Annotated in this window: 14 protein-coding genes; 4 read left to right on the forward strand and 10 right to left on the reverse strand. The window is 64.1% G+C overall.

Annotated elements, in window-relative coordinates; genetic code table 11:
* Positions 1-36: 36 nt before the first annotated feature.
* From VLU25_05175 to VLU25_05190, 4 genes are all read right to left on the reverse strand, one after another.
* Complete coding sequence (locus VLU25_05175) at positions 37-1743, reverse strand: hypothetical protein (protein ID HSR67313.1); 1707 nt, start codon at positions 1741-1743, stop codon at positions 37-39.
* Positions 1740-2699 (reverse strand): DUF58 domain-containing protein, encoded by a 960-nt coding sequence (locus VLU25_05180; GenBank protein ID HSR67314.1) that lies wholly within the window; start codon positions 2697-2699, stop codon positions 1740-1742. The genes VLU25_05175 and VLU25_05180 overlap by 4 nt, the downstream gene beginning before the upstream one ends.
* Positions 2700-2870: 171 nt before the next feature.
* Positions 2871-4022, reverse strand: a complete 1152-nt coding sequence (locus VLU25_05185; GenBank protein HSR67315.1) for an AAA family ATPase — start codon at positions 4020-4022, stop codon at positions 2871-2873.
* Positions 4019-5524, reverse strand: a complete 1506-nt coding sequence (locus VLU25_05190; protein HSR67316.1) for a hypothetical protein — start codon at positions 5522-5524, stop codon at positions 4019-4021. Before VLU25_05190 ends, VLU25_05185 begins: the two co-directional genes overlap by 4 nt.
* Positions 5525-5676: 152 nt before the next feature.
* Between VLU25_05190 and VLU25_05195 the strand changes: the two genes are divergently transcribed.
* The 3 genes from VLU25_05195 to VLU25_05205 all read left to right on the forward strand — a co-directional run bounded on the left by VLU25_05195 (position 5677) and on the right by VLU25_05205 (position 8653).
* Entirely contained in the window at positions 5677-7005 is a 1329-nt protein-coding gene (locus VLU25_05195) for a hypothetical protein (GenBank protein HSR67317.1), read from the forward strand.
* A 95-nt stretch (positions 7006-7100) separates the two neighbouring features.
* The gene (locus VLU25_05200) at positions 7101-7406 is read left to right on the forward strand and encodes a cupredoxin domain-containing protein (protein ID HSR67318.1); all 306 of its coding nucleotides are present in this window, start codon (positions 7101-7103) and stop codon (positions 7404-7406) included.
* Positions 7406-8653: a di-heme oxidoredictase family protein gene (locus VLU25_05205; protein ID HSR67319.1), complete on the forward strand. Its 1248-nt coding sequence runs from the start codon at positions 7406-7408 to the stop codon at positions 8651-8653. Before VLU25_05200 ends, VLU25_05205 begins: the two co-directional genes overlap by 1 nt.
* A gap of 104 nt (positions 8654-8757) precedes the next feature.
* Here the strand turns inward: VLU25_05205 and VLU25_05210 are convergent, their stop codons facing one another.
* From VLU25_05210 to VLU25_05235, 6 genes are all read right to left on the reverse strand, one after another.
* A complete protein-coding gene (locus VLU25_05210) occupies positions 8758-9648 on the reverse strand; it encodes a hypothetical protein (protein HSR67320.1) in 891 nt (296 codons plus the stop codon).
* A gap of 127 nt (positions 9649-9775) precedes the next feature.
* Positions 9776-12424 carry an ADOP family duplicated permease gene (locus VLU25_05215; protein HSR67321.1) on the reverse strand — a complete coding sequence of 883 codons (2649 nt, stop codon included), beginning with the start codon at positions 12422-12424 and terminating at the stop codon, positions 9776-9778.
* A 4-nt stretch (positions 12425-12428) separates the two neighbouring features.
* Complete coding sequence (locus VLU25_05220; protein ID HSR67322.1) at positions 12429-12755, reverse strand: PadR family transcriptional regulator; 327 nt, start codon at positions 12753-12755, stop codon at positions 12429-12431.
* 195 nt (positions 12756-12950) lie between these two features.
* A complete protein-coding gene (locus VLU25_05225; GenBank protein ID HSR67323.1) occupies positions 12951-13322 on the reverse strand; it encodes a hypothetical protein in 372 nt (123 codons plus the stop codon).
* 116 nt (positions 13323-13438) lie between these two features.
* Positions 13439-15322 carry a long-chain fatty acid--CoA ligase gene (locus tag VLU25_05230; GenBank protein ID HSR67324.1) on the reverse strand — a complete coding sequence of 628 codons (1884 nt, stop codon included), beginning with the start codon at positions 15320-15322 and terminating at the stop codon, positions 13439-13441.
* Between the two features lie 109 nt (positions 15323-15431).
* Positions 15432-16667: a sialidase family protein gene (locus VLU25_05235; GenBank protein ID HSR67325.1), complete on the reverse strand. Its 1236-nt coding sequence runs from the start codon at positions 16665-16667 to the stop codon at positions 15432-15434.
* A 534-nt stretch (positions 16668-17201) separates the two neighbouring features.
* Here VLU25_05235 and VLU25_05240 point away from each other — a divergent pair.
* Complete coding sequence (locus VLU25_05240; GenBank protein ID HSR67326.1) at positions 17202-19313, forward strand: serine hydrolase; 2112 nt, start codon at positions 17202-17204, stop codon at positions 19311-19313.
* The last annotated feature ends 472 nt before the right edge of the window (positions 19314-19785 follow it).

Raw genomic sequence — 19785 nt, forward strand, 5'->3', positions numbered from 1 at the left:
GCTGCAAATCCTGAACTCCCTTTGCAGCAGGCTATTTCAAGGCTTTCGTGCGGATAGCAGGGTCTCGGCCAGGAAGAGGGCGGCGCTGAAGACCAGCAGAGCCGGCCAGACGGGCGCCGAAGCGGCTCGGGACGCGACCGGTGAAAGGGTGGAGAGGTTGCCCAGGGAACGGGGCTGGTAGGCGGTATTTCCTTCCTGGTCATGAAGGGCCAGACGGCTGCCTTCGGGCAGCGGTTGGGAGGGTGTGGTGAGGGTGTAGAGGGGAGGCAGCGGACGGTGGCCCAGCAGATGTCGCACGGCGTTGAAAAAGACGGTGGTCGAGAAGCGTCCCGCGTCGTCTTCGCCGCCTAGCGGGGGGCCGGGGATGTAGACCGCGGGCGGGTCGGCGCGCAGTCCGATCCAGATTCCGTTGAGTCCGCGAAGGACGGGCGTGAAGGTTTCGGGCAGGGGCTGCGGAGGGGCGGCGATGCCCAGGGCTTCGGCAACGTCGAAGTTGAGTCCGGCGAGCAGTGGGCTGGATTCGAGGAAGTCTGAGATCTGGGTCGAGGGGGGAACCTCCCCGCCCGAGGGTTGAGCATAGCCGGGACCCAGGTAGAGGGCGGGGACGGCGTTCTGTGAGGCCGGGGACGCATCTGCCAGTTCCGTCCAGGGCAGGACCTTCAAGTCGGGGCCTTGCCCGGCGCCGTTGACGGTCGGCGCTGCGCGCTGCCATCCCAGCCGCTGGAGCAGTGCGGGGGCCTGGATGCCCCACTCCACCCGCAGGCGGCGGGCTGGAGGGATGTCGATGACGGCCTGGTTGTCGTAGTCATAGGCGTCCGGGGACGTCAGGACGAGGCGATGACGTCCGGCTCTGGCGGGAGCGAAGCGCAGGCTGGCGCGTCCCCGTTCCCAGGCGGGGGACTGGTCGCTGAGGATGGACCCGTCAGGCGCCTGAACCCGCAGGCGCGCTCGGGCTGGAGGCGGACCCCAGCTTCGCAGCTCGGCCAGGACTTCATCGACGCGTCCGGTGAGGGGGTCGCGGCGGGCCGACAGAGTGGTGAAGCCGGCGTTGTCGACGGGACCTCCGATATCGATCCAGGCCGAAAGTTCGGCGGCCCATTGAGGCGCCGGACGGTCGCTGATGGCCACCACCGCACCCACCGGGCAGGTAGGCTGGACGGACGGCGCCTGACGGCCTGCGACCTCTCCCTCCAGCAGCCTTCGCGCGCTTTGTCGAACCAGGTCAAGGTTGGTCCCCAGCGCCCGCGGAGAGAGGCTCTGGGCCGCGGTCAGGACCTGGGAGGCGCTTCCCGACGCGATTTCCCGGACTTCGAGGTCGAAGGCCAGCAATCGAAAGCAAGAGGCCTGACCCGATGGGCGGACTTGCTGCAAGAGTTCCTGCAACCGTTGCAGGGCCACCTCAAAGCGGATTCCGCCTTGGGGGACGCCGGTGGAGAGGCTGGCCGAGGTGTCGAGCAGGAGGGCGGCGCCGGAGACCTGCACCGCACCCGCCTCCCACTCGAGGCCCACCGAGAGCAGGGCGGCCAGCAGCAGCGCGACAACCGCCACCCGCAGCCAGAAGGAGAGCGTCATGGGCGGCGGATTCCAACGCCAGCGCCGGGCCGAACGGCTGATGGGGGGCAGTTCGCGGAAGAAGCGTCTGGAGGAGATCCTGCGCCGCTCGATGCGCGGACGCGCCAGGTGGGCCAGCACCATGGCCGCCAATACTGCACCCATCAGTGCCGCCAGCCAGGTCAGGGTCACTTCGCCTCCCGCATAAACAGCCGTTCCAGCACGGGATCATCGAGAAAGCAGGCGCGAAAAAACGATTCTGCGTCGAAGCGCTCTTGAGCGGGATAGGCCCAGTGCAGCCAGTCGAGCCCGCTGCGGCGCAGGTGGTTGCGCAGGCGCTGCTTGCCCGATCGGATGCGCTCTTCCACTTGTCTCAAGGTCGATTCGTCAAGCTCCACCCGCGGATCGTCCTGGCGCCTGCGCAGCCCTTCGATGCGCCGCGCTCCCCTTCCCAGCAGCGCCTTTTCGTGAGGCCAGGAGTCGAGGTCGATGAGGATGACCCAGCGCAAGCCGTCTTGAGCGGCGGCGATCTTGTGTCCCAATTGGCGCGCCGTCGCCTCGGAGTCAAAGTAAAGGTCGGTGAGAATGACCCACACTCCGGCCGGAGGGAGCAGGCGTCCCAGCAGGCTGAGATTGGCAGGCAGTTCTTCGTCCTGCCCCGACAGCGGACGCGCCAGGCGCTTGAGGGCGGGCGCCAGAGCCGTGACTGAAGCCGTGCCCGCCAGCTCGGCGGCGCTTCCCGCGGCGGGTCCGAAGAGCCGGTGCAGGACCACCCGGTCTGAGGAGCGCAAAGCGATGGTTCCCAGGGCTTGGGCCGTCCACAGGGCGGCCTGGAGCTTGGGAAGTGCCTCGGGCAGCAGCATGCTGGGGCGCGTGTCCAGGGAAACGACCAGCGTCAATTGCTCCTCGGCGGCGAAGCTGCGTACCAGCAGGTCGTGCTTGCCTCCGAAACGGGCCGAGGCCCGCCAGTCGACGTGGCGGATGTCGTCGCCCCGGGCGTAGCGCTGAAACTCGCGGAACTCCAGGCTCTGCCCCTTGCGCCGCGTCTGGTGGGCTCCGACCATGCCCGGACGCAGCAGCTTGCGGGCCCGCAGACGGTAGCGTTCCAAGAGCGCCGCCGTCAGCGGGTTGGAACGTTCTATTGCCATGGTCTCTATCCCGGCTCGGATCGCGCCTTAGTGCTGCCGTTCATGAATCCTCAGCCAGCGCCCTCAGTTTCTTGTCTGTAAGCGGCATTAGCGCTGGCCCAGGGGCCCGTCGAGCCCAAGCGAGACGGCGGCGCCACCCCTCAGGACATAAGCTTCGATCCTTGGCGGTTACTACCATTGTTCCTCTCCGATGTAGCGGCGCAGGTCGGGGTCGCTGCGCAGGGTGTCGCGGTAGCCGGCGGTGGACGGCGCGGCGTGGTAGATGAAGTCGGCCAGCAATCGTTCGCGCAGATGTGACTCTCGTGTTTCTGGCTGGCGGGTCAATTGGCGGTAGCGCTCGTCCCAGTCGAGATCGAGCAGGGCCCGATGACGCAGGGCGGGACGCGCAACCTTGACCAGGTCGATGCCCTCGGCGGTTTCCGCTCCCTCGCGGAAGAGCAGGGCATAGGCCTTGGCTCCCCGCATGAGGTCGATTCCGGCGCGGGGCCCGAGTCCGTAGAGGAGAAGTTGGCCCAGCTTGGCAAGCCGTTCGCTTTGCCGCTTGTCCAGGCCTGAGGCTTCCGACAGGCGGTGGTTGGAGGCCAGGAAAAGGTTGGCGACGTGCTCTTCAAGCGCCGGCAGCGGAGCCATGTCGTGAATGAGACGCCGCAATTCCTGGTACTTGCGGCGCGAGTCCTCCAAATCGCGGGGCAGGGCCGCGGGCTTTTCCTCCTCAGGCTCTCCCAGGGGGACGATGATCTCCCCGCGGGCATTGCGTCCGGCGCGTTTGCCCACGATGCGGCGCAGCACCCCGGCTCCGGGCACGGGCATGAGGATCTTGAACATGAAACGGTCGGCTTGAGCCTCGGGCAGGTTGTAGGTGCCCTCCATGTCGATGGGGTTTTGGGTGGCCAGCACCATGAAAGGACGTTCCAGAAGACGCTTCTCGCCCAGCACGGTGACCTGCTTTTCGGCCATGGCTTCCAGCATGGCGCTCTGAGTCTTGGGAGTGGCGCGGTTGATCTCGTCGGCCAACAACAGCGAGGTGAAAACCGGTCCGGGGCGGAAGACGAGCTGTCCGCCGGCGTCCGGCATCAGAGTCCCGGTAATGTCGGCGGGCATCAGGTCGGGCGTGAACTGGATGCGTCCGAAGGGCAGCGCCAGCAGGCGTCCCAGATTCTTGATGAGGTCGGTCTTGCCCAGCCCCGGATTGCCTTCCAGGAGGACGTGGCCGCCCGAGTAAAGGGCGCACAGGCAGAGCCGGGTGACTTCTTCAAGTCCGTACATGCGCCGTCCCACCGACTCGAGCAGGGTGGAGGCGAAGTGCTGCACGTTGCGGCTCACGGGTTCTCCTTTCGCGTAAAGGGCGGCTGATCGCCGGCCGAGGACTGCGAGATCCGGTCCCAAAGTACCCGAATCCAGTTAGGCAGCCGCTGCGAGGAGGACTCGCCGGCGGGACTGCGCCCTCTGGCAGGCGCCATGCGGTCCCGCGAAACCGCCTCCGCAGGCGGCTCCTCTCCGCTCTCCCGGGACGACGGCTGCTGGCCGGGCCGGCCGTCTTCCAGGGGAGGCAAGTCCAGCTCCAGGGCCTCCTGGGGATTCAGTTCGGGCACCTCCACCAGCGGTTGCTGGAAGTCCATTTCGGGGTCGTTGCCCGAGCGCCCGTAACCTTCTTCGCCGCTTTCTCCGGCGGACTCGCTTTGCCCCTCGCCTTCGCCTGAGGTCGATCCCTGCCCCGAATCGCCTTGGTTTTCCTGTTGGGCGGACTCTCCCGAGCCTCCTTCTCCGCCGCTCGCCTCTTGCCCCTGCGGCGGGTCTCCCCGGCCGCCGGACTGCGAATCGCCTTCCGAAGCGGAATCCTGCGAGGAGGAGGAGGGCTGGCCGGATTCTGCTTGTCCCGAGCCTTGCCGGCCGGAGGAGGATCCCTTATCGCCCTCCTGGCCGCCTTGCCCGCTCTCCTCAGCGGAGCGGTCCCCGCTGTCCGAACCGTTTCCGGAATCGCGCGAAGATTGTGCGGGCGACTGACCCGGGCCGGGACGCGAATAGGCCAGGCGCCGAAGTTGCTGGCTCATGCCCGGGGGGGCGCCGGCGGGCAGCAGTGCGGCGGCCAGCCACATCAGCGGGAACAGTGACAGCACCAAAGCGGCAACCGCCAGCGCGCGATGGACGAGATCGCGGGCCGGCCAAGTCCATCCGCCGGCCACCAGGCGGGGAGGACGCCCCCCGCCTCCCGTCCGCTGCCGGTCGAGCACCCGGGTCAAGCCGGGCAAGGCCGGTCGGGGCGATCTCAGATCGGCGTCGGCGACGCTGCGGTAGCGGCTTGTGATGAGCAGGCCCGAGGAAAGCAGCTTCCAGATCCTCCGGGGAACCGCTAGCGGCGGAGAACTGACCAAGCTGCTCGGGTGGGGAAGCCGTTTCCAACACAGCGCCAGCGTGGCCCGCGCTGCGCCTGGCAGCAGCAGTCCCTGCAGTCCGCCCAGCAGAGCGATTACGCCGGCTCCCGCAACGGCTCCCAGCAAAGCGGCCGACGCATGGCCCGCTCCCAGCAGCAGCAAGAGCACTCCCGACACGATCGCCAGGACACAGACAGGCATCAAACCGCCCGCCAGAAAGTAAAGGCGAAAGGCCCGGCCCTGTTTGCTCACGACCTGGGCCGGAGCCTGCCGGAAATCGCTCTCCAAGCGGCGGGCCCGCCACTGGGCCAGTGCCAGCAGCGCTGTCATGTGCACCGCTCCGGCCATGCCCGCGAGCACCACCAGACCCATCCATGGCGGCGGCGCCAGACGCACCACCAGCATGGCCGCCACTCCCGTCAGCAACGCCAAAACCAGCAGCACGCCCAGCATGTCTCCACTTTACCCTATCTGCACTCCCGGCGTGGCGCCTCTTGAACGCTGCACGAAGGCGACTTGGAGGCCGTGACTTGACGGAGCTGTTTAGGGGCTGTATATTTTGAATTTCATGGAGTCTGATTTTGAAATTAGCCTATACTAAATTTTTGCTTCCTCTTTTGTTTCTCTTCTTCTCGCCGGTTCTGGCGGAATGGTCAGAGGAGGGAGCCAAGTCGCAAGATCTGGTGCGGAAACTTGAAATGCTGGAAGAGCGCATCCGGCAGTTGGAAGGCGAGCTTGCAGAATTGAAGGCCGAGAAGGCTGGCCGCGAAGGCGGTAAGGAAGAGGCCCAGCCGCCGCAATCGGTCGCCGGGACCGAAGAAGAGCAGGATCAAGAGCTTCCCATGGCGGAGGTTCTGCCGACCGACGAAGGCGTGATCGCGTATGAATCCAGCGAAGTACGCATGCCCTATTCCGGGTATATGGAATTCCACTTCAACAAACCGGAGTCACAGCCCGGAATCGCGGACTTTCACCGCTTTGTGCTTCTCTACGGGCACCAGTTCACCGACCGCATCCGCTTTTGGGGCGAATTGGAACTGGAACACGCCTTCGTCGAAGGCGCTGAAAGGAGCGGTGAACTGGAATTGGAGCAGGCGTACCTCGACTTCGCCGTCAAGCCCTGGCTCAACTTCCGGGCCGGGGTCTTGCTGGCTCCGGTGGGGCTGATTAATGAAAGGCATGAGCCCCCTACCTTCAACGGGGTGGAACGGCCTTTTGTGGATACCTTCATCATCCCCACCACCTGGTTTGATCCGGGGGTCGGCATTCACGGTGACCTGGGCAAGGGCTTCGTCTACCGGGCCTATGTCATGTCTCCCCTCAACGCTTCTTTCATCAGTGCCGAGGAGGGTCTGGCCGAGGCTCCCCAGAAGGCCTTCGAATCGGTTTCCGAGAATCCCGGATTCACCGGCCGCTTGGAATACCATGGGTTGCCCGGGCTCCTGCTGGGGACCAGCTTCTGGACCAGCCAGGCCGGATTCGAAACGCCCGGTATCAATCCCCGCGTCGACATTTTCGAGTTTGACGGTCGCCTTGATATGGGCCGCTTCGGCTTTCGGGGGCAGTTCGCGCACGTCAACATCAGCGACACGGCTCGTCTCAACTCGCGTCTGCAGCTCACGACCGGCGTGAATCCCAACATCGCCGAGCAGATGCGCGGATTTTACCTGGAGGGTGCGGCTCAAGTGCTGCCTTCGTTCTGGCGCCAGGAGTTGGTGTTCTTTCACCGCTACGAGAACTTCAACACTCAGCACAAGATGGCCGAGGGCTTTCTGCCGCTGGGGGAATTCGACCGTGATGCCTTCGTGACGGGATTTACCTTCTTTCCCGATCCTGACGTGGCTTTGAAGTTCGACTACACCGTACTGCGCAACGAGAGCCGCTTCATCAAGGCCCGCAACGTCCTCAATTTCGGAATCGGATGGTGGTTCTAATGCAATACAAGATTCTTTTCAGGAATGCGTTTTGGAGCTTGATCCTGGTCGCCCTTCTTGCTGTGACAGCGGGCGGGCTGCTGGGAGGATGGCCCTTGTCTTCAGACAAGGCCGACGAGGCTGACCGGGTCATTCACATCGTGGCCGAGCGTTTCCACTTCATTCCCTCGCAAATCGAGCTTACTCAAGGCGAAGTGGTGGAATTGCGCATCCGCAGCCTGGATACCAATCATGGCTTTTTCATCCCCGACGCGGGCGTTGACGTCGTCGTGCCCAAGCGGAGAAGGGGAGTGGCCCGCGTCCTCTTCCGAGCCCAGGAAAAAGGAACCTTTCCTTTTCACTGTTCGCAAGCCTGCGGCGCCGGACATACGTTGATGCGCGGACAGATTGTGGTGAAGTAATGAGCAAAAAACTACTGGCGCTTCTGTTCTCGGGTCTTGTTCCGCTCGGCCTGCTGGCATTCCACTGGAGCCCGCTGCCAAGCGTATCCGCGCTCAGCCCCCAGGAACTCAGGACCAAGCCGGGGTCACAGCCCCGTCAAGGCCGTCCTTCCCAGCCGGGCAATCCGCTGGCGGGCATTACGGCCGACGAGTTCGAACTCTTCCGCATCGGTTTGGACGATTTTTTGGAGGTGGAGGACGCCGGCGAAGGTCTAGGTCCGGCCTTCAACGGCCTGTCCTGCGCACAATGCCACGCTACGCCGGCCATCGGCGGAATCAGTCCCGTGGCGGGCGTGCGGGCCGGACGCTTGGAGGATGACGGCACCTTTACCGTGCTGGGCGGCGATACCCTTTATCACCTCTTCGCCCTGCCCAACCAGGTATGCCAGCCAAGCATTCCGCCTGCGGCCAACGTGGTCTCGCGCCGTGTTCCCATCCCGCTCTTCGGAGCAGGTCTGGTGGAGGCCATCGCCGATGCCACGCTGCTGGCTCTGGAAGATCCCGAGGACCTCGACGGAGACGGCATCAGCGGACGCGCCGCCCGCGTCATCGATCTCGACTCGGGAGAAGAGCGGGTGGGGCGCTTCGGATGGAAGGCCCAGCACGCTACCCTGCTGGCCTTCGGGGCCGACGCCTATCGTAACGAGATGGGCATCACCAACGACCTCTTCCGCAATGAGATGGCGGCGGGCATCGACCCGGAGACGCTTGCACTGTGCGATCCCGTGCCCGACCCCGAGGACGGGGTGGAGCCCCTCACCGGCCTGCGCGGAATCGACGCCTTTGAAGCTTTTATGAAGTTCCTGGCTCCCATCGAGAGGGGACCGCGCACCGCCCAGGTCCGTGAGGGCGAAGCGCTCTTCCGCCTGGTGGGATGCTCGGGTTGCCATGTCCCCACGTTGATGACCGGTCCCAATCCGAATCCGGTCTTCGACCGCCGGCTCGTAAACCTCTACTCCGATTTGTTGTTGCACGACGTGGGCACCGGGGACGGCATCGAACAGGCGGACGCCGCAGCCAACGAGATCCGCACTCCCTCATTGTGGGGCCTTCGTTTCCGGCGTCCTCTGCTGCACGACGGCAGCGCCGCGACCCCATCGCAAGCCATTGCCCGACACGGCAATGAGGCGGCGGGAGTCATCGAACTCTTCAACCGCCTCAGCCGAGAGGAGCAAGAAGCGCTGCTGGCCTTCCTCACTTCGCTCTGAGCCCGGGCTCACTTTTCTCTGCCCCGGCTGCCCTTCCCGCCTGGGCCCTTTGGGGGAGATGGCGGACGCAAACCCTTCCGCCATCTCCTCCCTCCCCTTGGCCCTCAAGGGGTTTGATTCGTCCAAGCCGAGACGTCCCCGGACTCAAAGCCGTCGGCGAAGATCGGAGCGTCGAACTGGGCGTTGCCCTGGTTGTCGGTTCCTACCTGAATGGTGGTCAGATCGACATTGAATTGAGTGTCGGGGCTGAACAGGCAAATAACCAGGGTGTAGACGCCGTCGGAGAGGCCGGGAAAGTTGCTGAGCGGAAAGAAGGCCTGGTGTTCGCTGGGCAGCACCTGGGTGCCGGGTCCAGCCGCCATATCTCCGTTCTCATCGAAAACGGTGGTTTCCAGGATGGTTCCGCTGGGCGCCGGAAAACCGGGCGCAACGGGTGTGGTGGCGAGTCCCAGGTTGTTGCCGAAGCCCGAACTGGGACCGGTGCGCAGGCAGGTGGAAATGGCGAAGCACTGATTGTTGCGCAGCCAAGTATTCCGGTTGTTGGGCGCGATCGTGTAGAGCTCGTTGAGGGCGCCGCCTTCGTTCAGGACAAAACGGGCCGTTCCGTTGATGGAGTCCTGGCCGCAGGGAGCCAGGGGCGCCACCAATACGGCGCCTTCGACCAAGGGGCCCTCGGCGGTAATGGTGATCTTGCTGGCTCCTCCCCGCGGGATTTGCACCTCGAAAGCGTTGCTGGGCCGGGTTTCCCCATTGAAGAGAACCACGGGAACGCCCCCTGCGGTGGAGGCTCCGGTGAAAAACACAATTGCGTCGCAGTCGCTTTGCTGGGCATCGCGATTGGTCAGCAGCAGTTCGGTGGAAGCATCGATCTCGTCGGTCAAGTCTCCGGCAATGACTCTGCCGAAGGTAATGCCCTCGACGGGTTGGGCCACCAGCGGTTGAAGAAAGGCAAGGGAGATTAGTGCTAGAAAAAGCACCCGAAAACAGGTCGACATAGCTCCTCCTTGGGAGAGAGGTGAACAGAAGTAGCCATTGTTGCTTTAGAGCAATTACGCTTCTATTACGATACTCTTTCGGCAGGCGGATGCCTAATCTGCTGTTTTTTCTGCTTCTTCTGGTCCTTCAAGAGGATCTGATCACTGAAGCGGGATCGACCGACGAGGCCCGTCGGGCGGGCAGCCAACAAGCGCACAGGGCAGCAGCCAAAAGCAGCAAGACGGCAGCGGCCAGGGCCGTCAGGTCGGCCAACGAGAACCCGCCCATCACGCGTTCCAGGAAGGTCCAAAGAGCGGCGGCACCGACCAGTCCCAGCGCCGACCCCGCCAGGGCCGGCCGCATCCCGGTGCGGATCACCAGCGACATCAGTTGTCCGCGTCCCGCGCCCAGCGCCATGCGTACGCTCATCTCCCTGCGGCGCTGCGCCACCAGGTAGGCGATGGCGGCGTAGGTTCCGGTGGCGGAGAGCAGAAGCGCCGCCGCCGCGAAGAGTCCCATGATGGTCAGCGTAAAACGCTGCGGAGCCATGGTCCGGTCGAGGATCTCCTGCATGCTGGACACCTCGGTGACGGGCAATTCGGCGTCCTCGGCCCAGATCCTCTCCTTGACGGCGGGCATGACCTGGCCGGGCCCAAGTGGGGTACGGACCGCCATGCGGAAGTAGTGGGCGGGACTCTGGTCGAAGAGCAGGTAGATTTCGGGCACCGGCTCGTGGCTCAGCCCGGAGGAGCGGATGGAAGCCATCACGCCGATGATCTGCAAGCTCTGCTGGGGCGAGCGGAAGTAGATCTTTTCGCCCAGCGGGTCGTCATTCCCCCAGTAGCGGCGGGCCGCGGCTTCATTGATCAGGGCCACCAGCGGACTGGCCGAGTGGTCGCGGGAATCGAAAAGGCGTCCCCGCTGCAAGGCGATTCCCAAGGCGCGGAAGTACTCGGGGTGAAGCCGGTGGACGAGGGCCGTGGGGTCGGTGTCTTGAGCGGCGGGATCGCGGTCCAGGATGTGAAAGCCGGCCCGCCAGTCGACGCCTGTGAAAGGCAGTACGGTGGTGTATCCGGCAGCCTCCACCCCCGCGATTGAAGCCACTTCGTCCCGCACCCGGCGCACGAAGGCCGCCCGGTCAGAGGCCTTTTCCAGGTGTCCCATCCCCACCTCGAAGGTGAGCAGGTTGTCGACTTCGAAACCGGGGTCCACCTGAAGCTGCTCCACGAACTTGCGGGAAAGGAGAGCGGCTCCGGCCAGGGGGAGCAGGGCCAGCGCCACCTGAAGCGCCACCAGCAGGCGGCGCGCGCGGTGTGAGCGGTGGCCCACGTCGGTGCCCCCTCCCTCCCGCAGCCGCTGCGACCAGGCTCCTCTGGTGAAGCCCGATGCGAGCAGCGCCAGCGCTGCGGCCGTCGCCAAGCTGAGCCCCAGTGCCAGGACCACCGCTCTCCAGTCCAGTCCTGCCTGCTTGAGCAGGGGGAAGGCGGCCGCGGAGGCCTTGTAGAAGTCGTAGGACTGCAAAGTGGCCGGCATCATTGACGCCAACACGCGGACTCCCAGCGCCGCCGCTGCCACTCCCAGCGCCGCGCCTCCCAGGCAGAGCAGAAAGTTCTCGGTCAAGGCCGACAGGAAGATGCGTGCGCGTCCGGCCCCGAGCGCTCTGCGGATGGCGATCTCGCGGCGCCTCAGGTGACAGCGCGCCAGCAACAGGGCGCCGGCGTTGACGCAGGCGATGAGCAAGACCAGGATGACGGCTCCTTGCAGCATCCACAGGGCCGAGCGGGCCTGGGCCGCTACCACTTGAGGAAGCGGTTCCAATGCGATCTGCCAATCCTTGTTGGTGTCGGGATGCTCCTGGCCCAATGCCGCCGCCAGCGCGTTGAACTCCTGGCGCGCCTGCTCCAGGGTCGCTCCCTCCTTGAGCCGTCCGATAACCTGTATCCAGCGCGAGCGGCGGGATTGCTCCCGAGCCTCCACGTGCAGGGGCACCCAGGCCTCCACGGCGGGGGTGGGAAAGGCGAAGTCGGGCTTCATGACGCCCAGCACCAGGTAAGGCTGGCCGTCCATGCGGGCGGTGCGTCCCACCACCGAAGGGTCGCCGTTGAATCGCCTCTGCCAGAGGCGATGGCTGAGGATGACGGCACGGGTGGGTTCGTCCGACTCGAGGATGGTCCGTCCGTGCAGAGGACTCACGCCCAGAGCCTCGAAGAGTCCGGCCTGGGTGGCCACCGTGGCGATGTCTTCCGGCTCGTGGTCGCCGCTCAAGACCAGTCCCCAGGCGGTATAGCCCACCAGCGACGAAAAGGAGCGGTTGCGCTCGCGCCAGTCGATCAGGTCGGGTATGGAGACCTCTTCGCGCTCGCTCCCCTGGCGCGGATTGAAGGTCGACAGCATTAAGACCCGCGAGGGATCGGGAAAAGGCAGCGGCCTGAAGACGACCTGATCGAGAAAAGTGAAGATGGCGCTGTTGGCTCCGATGCCCAGGGCCAGGACGGCCACCACGGCCAGTGCGAATCCGGGGTTGCGCATCAAGCCGCGCCCCGACAGGCGTATGTCTTGAAGAATCCATCTCATCTTGGCCGATCCTTTCCGGGATGCCGATTCCTGCCTCAAGGAGATCCACAGGCAGTGAAGGAAGAGCAGCACCAGCCCGGACCCGAACACCAGTCCGAAACGCCTGCTTCCGCGCCCTGCCTTCCTGGCTTTGAGATGGGCCATGCGCCAGTCTGAGCAGACGGGTTCGAAGACCTCGCGGCGGTACTTCTCGGGCAGCAGCGCGCCCAGTCTTCGCGTCACTCGCTCAAGCACCGGCCAACCCCTCGTTTTCCTCCAGCCTGCGCAGGCTTTCCAGGTAGAACTCGCGGGTCTGGCGAAGAGCCTTGGCGCCGGGCTCGGTGAGGCGGTAGCGGCGCGTCTTGACCACTTGGCCCTCGATTTCAGCCTGCTCGTACCAGCCCTCCACCCATCCGGCCTTCTCCATGCGCGACATCATCTGGTAGAAGGCGGGACCCGTCTGACGCACCCCTACTTGGCGAAGCTGCTCCCGCACCTCGGCGCCGCAACGCTCCCGTCCCGCTAACTGGCACAAGACCTTGAATTGCAGGTGTGTGATGTCTGGTATCTGCATCCGCCGTACCCCCTCATCCGATATTAGATAACGTCACATTACATAGGCGGGGATCACCTGTCAAGCGATTTCTCGGCAGAGGGCGGGCTTTGAGGGGCGGCGGAAAAGGGGCGGGAGGGCGAGATGCCCGCCGGCAGCGGGTTTCACCCTCCCGTGAGAGCTAAGGACATTCCCGGAAGTTACCCAGGAGCGTCCTTACATCGAGAAGGTCAAAGTGCCCAGGCCTCCGACTTGCTGCGGATTGCCTGCTTCGTTGATGTAGGAGCGTGAGCCGTCCAGCCACATGGTATCCCCTTTCTGATAGGCGCCCGTCCAGGTGTCCCTGATGGCATAGGGGAAGCCGTCGGGACGCCGCAGGACGGAGAAGGTAATGACGAAGGGGGCATTACCGGCGGGGGCCACCCAGGAATAGTTCCCGATCTTCCCCGAGACTTTGAAACCGCCCTTGGGGCTGTAGTTGGTCTCGTAGGTTCCTTCGATTTGACCGTTGCTCGGGTTTGCCGAGGTGATCTGGATTTTGAAGTTCCCGTTTTCGGACTCATAGGTGCCAAGCACAGGTACTGACATGATTAACCTCCTAGGTTGTGTTAAGGGTTCGACGCGTCATTCCTCTGTCGCGACGTCCCTGGTTATCCCAGGGAAGCGCCCTATTTTTCTAATGGCAAGAGAGGACGGAGGAATTGCTAGGAGGCCTTGCGGGCTTCTTGCGGCGATTCCCGGTACATGTCGTCGATCACTTTGGCGAAGCGTTCGTAGACTACCGGGCGGCGGACTTTGAGGGTGGGAGTGAGGAGTCCGTTCTCGGCCGAGAACTCGTCGGTGATGAGGCGGAAATACTGGATCTGCACCCAGGAAGGCATGCCATCGTTGGCTTCGCGCACGATTTGGTCGAAACGGTTGACGACGGGCGTCGCCGCCAACAGTTCTTCCACTGGGGCGTCCTTGTCCAGGCCCTTGATCTTGGCGAACACCCTCAGGGCTTCCTCGTCGGGAACGAGGAGGGCGGTCACGTACTTCCGGTCGGGACCCACAACGACCGCTTCGTCCACCAGGGGCTGGGCGGTCAGGCGGCCCTCCAGAGGTTGCGGATAGACGTATTTTCCGGTGGAGAGCTTGAAAAGAGACTTCTTGCGGTCGGTCACCTTGAGGTAGCGGCCTTTGACGACCTTGCCGATGTCTCCGGTGTGCATCCATCCCTCTTCGTCGACGGCTTCGCGGGTGCCCTCGGGATTGCGGTAGTACCCGCGCATGACGTGGGGTCCGCGGGTGAGGATCTCGCCGTCCTCGGCGAGCGTCACCTCCACTCCCGGCAGGGGCGTCCCCACGGTCCCGGGGTGGTTGTCTTCCACCCGGTTGTAGGTGATGACCGGGGAGGTTTCGGTCATGCCGTAGCCTTGCACTACGGTGACTCCGGCGGCCAGGTAGAGGTTGTTCAGTTCAGGGCGCAGGGCGGCGCCTCCGCTGATGACGCACTCCACCTCGCCGCCCAGGGCTTGGCGCCACTTGCTGAAGACCAGTTTGTCGGCCAGTTTGAGCTGTCCCAGGAAGAGGGGTCCTTTGAGCTTGTTGTGGTCGTACTTTTTGGCCAGCCTCAGCGCCCAGTCGAAGGCCCGCTTCTTGGTTCCCGTCAATTGGGCGCCGGTCAGGACGATCTTTTCGTAGACCTTCTCCAACAAGTGGGGGACGGTGGCGAATCCCGAAGGCTTGACTTCTTTGAGCAGGCGGGAGACTTCCTCCGGCTCGCAGAAGTAGACTTCGCTGCCGTAGTTCATGTAGCCGTATTGCAGCATGCGGGCGAAGACATGGGTCAGCGGCAGAAAGGACAAGATGCGTCCCTCGCCCTTCTTGACCACGGTGTTCTCGTGGAAAGCTCCCAGCGAGTTGAAGCTGATGTTTTCGTGAGTGAGCATGACGCCCTTGGGCTTGCCGGTGGTTCCCGAGGTGTAGATGATGGTGGCGACGTCGCGGTGATCGATTTCTTCCCTCAGTTGGGCAGCCGCCTCGGGATCTTTCTCCAGCAGCTTCCGGCCCAGCATGCGGACCTGGTGCAGGGTACGCACTTCCACGTCCTCGGGGATGTCGGGATGGGTGGGAGGCTCGGCGAAGTCCTCGGTCTGGGCTACGATGATGGCCTTGGTGCGCGTCAGTTCCCCCAGGAATGGCCCCAATTTTTCCAGCAGTTCCATGTTTGAGACAAAGAGCGCACGGGCTTGAGCGTGGCGCATCACGAAGCGGATCGACTCGGGGGCGTGGGTCAGGTAGATGGGGACGTCGATCATGCCTGCAATGAGGCAGGCCATGTCGGCCACGCAGAAATACACGTCGGAATGCATGAAGAGGGCGATGCGGTCCTGCCGCGCCAGTCCGATTTCCAGCAATCCCAGCGCGGTTTCCTCGGAAAGGCGCAGAAACTCTCCCGTCGAAAACGAACGCCACCCGTCGCCGCTGCGCTGATTGAGGGCCTTGGGGCAGGGGTTCTTTTCCAGAGCCTCGATGAGAAGAGAAGGAAGGGTGCGTCCCAGGTTGGGTTCCGTCGATCCGCGGGGAGCCTTGTAAATACGAGCCATCTCCGTCCTCGTCTCAGTAAAAAGCCGGCCGCCCGCGGCCGACCGTCGATCCTCGTAAGTTTACCAGACCCCCTTGGGCCGGGTTGTTCTTTACAAGAAAGGGCGGGCCTTATTCGGGCAGGTGAAGGCGGGCCAGTCGGACCTGGTCGGCGGCGAGGTCGGTCCAGGCGATGTAGATGTGGTTGTGGGAGAGGGCGAGGCGGGGGAAGCCGGAGGGACGTCGGGCGCTGGTGGGGGCGACTTTCAGGTCGTGGGTCAGCGTGCCGTCCGGGGTGATGCGCTTGAGGCGGATGTCGGGGTCGGCGGCCTCTTTGCCGGCTTTTTCAAGCAGGGCCACGACGGCGCTGCCGTCGGGCAGGAGCAGGGTGTCGAGGCGCCCGAGCGTGAGGCCTTGGCTGATGACGGTGGGAGTGGAGAAGGTGCGTCCGGCGTCTGTGGAGAAGGCGGCTTTGACCTTGGGTACTCCGTCCCGCCCCATGGTGAACCAAGCCAGTGCCACGCGGTCGCCGTCGGCGTCGAGGCGGGGACCGTTGACCGGGCATCCCGGGATCTTCCAGTGGTCTGGGGCCACGATGCTGGTTTCCTGCCAAGCCTCTTGGCGGTCATCGTACACCGCGATGCCGATGTCGCGGACTTCTTCGGGCGAGCGGTCGCGGAAGGCAGCCACGGCCCCTGCCGAGGTCGCAGCGGCGTCGGTTTGGCAGCATTCGCAGACGCGGGCGTCCAAGACCTGACGCTTGCCAGGGCGGCCCTGAGAATCGAGTTCGGCGTAACGGACGGTCATCGCTCCGCCCGAGCCGCCGTGCCCATGCCCGTCGCCCGACGAGCCCTCGGCCGCCGCCATTTCGCGCCCGTCCAACCACACCGCGCCCAGCCGTCCGTCGGGGTGGGGAATGAAGCTGACGAATCCGTGCTCGGCCAACTTGCCGTCCTTGTGGAGCAGGACGGGCTCGGTCCAGGTCTTGCCCTCATCGGCGGAGCGGGAGACGTAGACGTCGTAGGAGTAACGCTGGTCGCGGCGCACCATCCAGTGGGCCGTCAGCAACCCGTCGGAAGTCGCTGCCAGGGAAGGAAAGTCGGCCCAGTTGGCCAGCAGGTCGGGTCCGCGGGTGATGGTACGGGCCTCGGCGAAGGACTCGCCGTTCCATATGGCGAAGCGCAGCAGGACGTCATCGCCTTCTTTTACCTGCCAGTTGAGGTAGACGCGTCCGTCAGGACCGGTGGTCAGGCTGGGTTGGGCGCTGCCGTTGCCGGCTGGCGACGGCAGCCGTTCGATGGCATGTTGGGCGGCCAGGCTGACGCAAAAGGGCAGCGTGGCGATCAGAAACAAGGCGGTTCTCAGCATGGCCGTATGGTAGCCCATTTGGAGAGAGCGAGCAGCCCGCTGAGCCGTAGTGGTTGCCGCCGGGATGTGCCCACGGGTAAGCTGCCGGCCGAACTGCTTGCCTGAACGTTGCAGGCGTCTCAGCCCAGCTTTCCCGCCGAACCGCTCCACAGAGGGTGGGAGGCGCATCCCTGCGGCGATGGAGGCAATGGACAACTCGGGTGAGCCGGTGGAGACTTTTGAGGTGGGTGGAGATTCCAGTTTCTCCGTTCGCAGCGTTCAATGAGGTGTGGGAGCAGTCTGGAACTCATCCAGAGCTACTCAAGTTGGGCCACCGCCTTGGTCTGGCCCATTTAGTCCTGGTGTCGGGTCTCCTCCATCGCCGCAAGGATGCGCCTCCCACCAGACTTGCTCCTGCTCAGACTTCTGGGGCTGGCAGGTCTCTGGAAGGTGGGAGCCGTCTTAGCCCTCGACATTCTCCACGAATGAATCCCGGTCTTCGCCCGTAGAGGCGGAGTCAGCAGAGTGCATGTGCAGCATGAGGAGGAGTTGTCGATGAATACCCGTATTTTGACCATTTGGCTGGTTTTCGTTCTTGCCGTCGGCGCCGCTTCGAGCGCTGAGACTCCGTCCATTGAAGGACACTGGGAAGGCGCCATAGAGATCCCCGCCAATTCCCTCGAGATCCAGGTCGATTTCGCTCTCGAGGACGGCGTCTGGACCGGGAAGATATCCATACCTGCCCAAGGCGCTAGCGGCGTGCCCTTGCAGGACGTGGCCTTTTCCCGCAACGACGTGTCTTTCAAGATCCCCGGCGCCCCGGGCGATCCGACCTTTGCCGGAAAACTCGCCGATGACGGCGAGACCATCAGCGGCGACTTCACTCAGGCCGGACAGACGATTCCCTTCAAACTGACCCGCGGCAAGAACTTGGCGGCCAAGGCCGCTCAGTCGCTGGAGGGCTTCGACGCGTTCATCGAGAAAGGGCTGGAGGACTGGCAGGCCGTGGGGCTGGCTATGGGAGTGGTGGCCGACGACCGAGTGGTCTACGCCAAGGGATTCGGCAAACGCAACCGGCAAGAAGACCTGCCCGTCACCCCCGATACCCTCTTCGCCATCGGGTCCTCCTCGAAAGCCTTTACCGCTTTCGCCATGGGCCTCCTGGTCGATGAGGGCAGGCTGGACTGGGACATGCCGGTGCGCGAATATCTGCCCGAGTGGAGGCTTCACGATGAATTCGTGGGCAATCGCGTCACTCCCCGCGACATGGTCAACCACCGCACCGGGCTGCCCCGCCACGACCTGGTCTGGTACAACAACCGCGACCTGAGACGGGAGGGAATCCTGCATCGCCTTCAGTTCCTGCCGTTGAGCAAAGGGCTGCGCGAAGTCTGGCAGTACAACAACCTGATGTTCGTTATGGCCGGATACCTGGTGGGACAACTCCGCGGCACCACCTGGGAGCAGGCCATTCAGGAAAGCATCCTCGATCCGCTGGGAATGATCAACACCAATTTCTCGGTGGCCGACTCGCAGCAGAGCGACGATTACGCTCTGCCCTACCAGGTCCACGAGGAAGAGATCGAGGGCATGAACTTCCGCGACATCAGCAACGTGGGGCCGGCCGGGTCGATCAACTCCAGCGTCAACGACATGGTGCAGTGGATGCGGGTCTTCCTCAACAAGGGCAAGGTTGGAGGCGAGCAGATCATCCAGCTCGATACCCTGACCGAACTGGTGACGCCTCAAATGGTCATTCCTGGACTTCCCGCCTCGGGCCGCAGTTCGCCGGCCAGCTACGGCATGGGATGGATGCTCAGTACCTACCAGGGCAAGTACCGCGTCCAGCATGGCGGGAACATCGACGGCTTCTCAGCCCTGGTCACCATGTATCCCTTCGAAGGACTGGGAATCGTTGTCCTGACCAATCAGAACGCCTCGGCCCTGCCTTCGCTGCTGACCGCCCACGCCACCGACCGCATCCTCGACCTGGAAGGCAAGGACTGGATGGCTGAGGCCCTGGAAAACCGGGCCAAGGGGCTCGAGATGCAGAAGGAGAGCGAGGAGAAGAAGGAGACCCTGCGCATCACCGGCACCCAGCATTCCCATCCCCTGCAAGACTATGCCGGCGATTACGTCCATCCTGGCTACGGCAAGCTCTCCATCGCCTACGACGGGGACGCACTGACGCTCACCTACAACGGCATCGTGACGCCTCTGGAGCATTGGCACTACGACACCTTCAACGGACTGGAAAATCCCGACGACCGCACCTTCGAGGACTTCAAACTGCAGTTCGAAACCAACCTGAGGGGCGACATCACCAGCGTCTCGGCGCCTTTCGAGCCCTCGGTGGATCCCATCGTCTTCCGGCGCGAAGCTGAGGCCCGCTTGTCCGATCCGGATTACCTGGCCCGTTTCACCGGCCGCTTCGAACTCGGTCCCCAAAAGATGACGATCGCGGTTAAAGGCGACAAGCTGACCCTGTCCATCACCGGCCAGCCCACCTACACCTTGAAGCCCTACAAAGGCACCGAGTTCAACATCGGCGACCTGCAGGGCTTCAGCGTCGAGTTTCAGTTCGACGAGGAGGGCGGCGAAAGGGCCACCCAGCTCGTCTTCAAGCAGCCCAACGGCGTCTTCACCGCCAAGCGCATCGAGGATTGAAGATAGTGCCCCCGTTTCTGGCTGCAAGGGACAGATCCGCGACGGCCACCTGGTGCTCACCTAGTGCAGTGCATCAGGAGTTTTGAGCCTCCCCGTCGCGTTATTCCACGCTTTCAGCGTTCGCACCTTTGCCGTCCGAAACCCAGGGTGGCGCCGCCGTCTCGCTGGCGCTCGCCGGGGCTGACCCTGGGCTGGCGAATCGCTCGCCTTCGGCGAGCCCGGACTTGACTTTCAACACAGTCGCTGGGCTAGCGAATGGCTCCCCTTCAGGGGGCTTGTGCTCGACGTTCAGCACAGTCGCTGCCGGCCTTCCGAAGCCTTGCCTCGGCCTCCTGCCTTTGGAGGAGGAAGGGGCCCGCGAATCTGTCCGTTGCAGGACAAGAAACGGAGGGTGGTCCTGGCTCAGAATTTCTTGACAGGCAGCACTAGGTCGTGCGCAGCGAGCGAAGGGGGTCGACCTTCGTGGCGCGCC

The sequence above is a fragment of the Acidobacteriota bacterium genome, assembly GCA_035471785.1.
Taxonomy (GTDB): Bacteria; Acidobacteriota; UBA6911; order RPQK01; family DATIPO01; genus JANQFM01.

Coding starts and splice junctions, on each gene's coding strand:
- VLU25_05220 (HSR67322.1), bottom strand. CDS start 12,755: ATGCAGATACCAGACATCACACACCTGCAATTCAAGGTCTTGTGCCAG.
- VLU25_05230 (HSR67324.1), bottom strand. CDS start 15,322: ATGGCTCGTATTTACAAGGCTCCCCGCGGATCGACGGAACCCAACCTG.
- VLU25_05180 (HSR67314.1), bottom strand. CDS start 2,699: ATGGCAATAGAACGTTCCAACCCGCTGACGGCGGCGCTCTTGGAACGC.
- VLU25_05210 (HSR67320.1), bottom strand. CDS start 9,648: ATGTCGACCTGTTTTCGGGTGCTTTTTCTAGCACTAATCTCCCTTGCC.
- VLU25_05235 (HSR67325.1), bottom strand. CDS start 16,667: ATGCTGAGAACCGCCTTGTTTCTGATCGCCACGCTGCCCTTTTGCGTC.
- VLU25_05190 (HSR67316.1), bottom strand. CDS start 5,524: ATGCTGGGCGTGCTGCTGGTTTTGGCGTTGCTGACGGGAGTGGCGGCC.
- VLU25_05225 (HSR67323.1), bottom strand. CDS start 13,322: ATGTCAGTACCTGTGCTTGGCACCTATGAGTCCGAAAACGGGAACTTC.
- VLU25_05205 (HSR67319.1), top strand. CDS start 7,406: ATGAGCAAAAAACTACTGGCGCTTCTGTTCTCGGGTCTTGTTCCGCTC.
- VLU25_05240 (HSR67326.1), top strand. CDS start 17,202: ATGAATACCCGTATTTTGACCATTTGGCTGGTTTTCGTTCTTGCCGTC.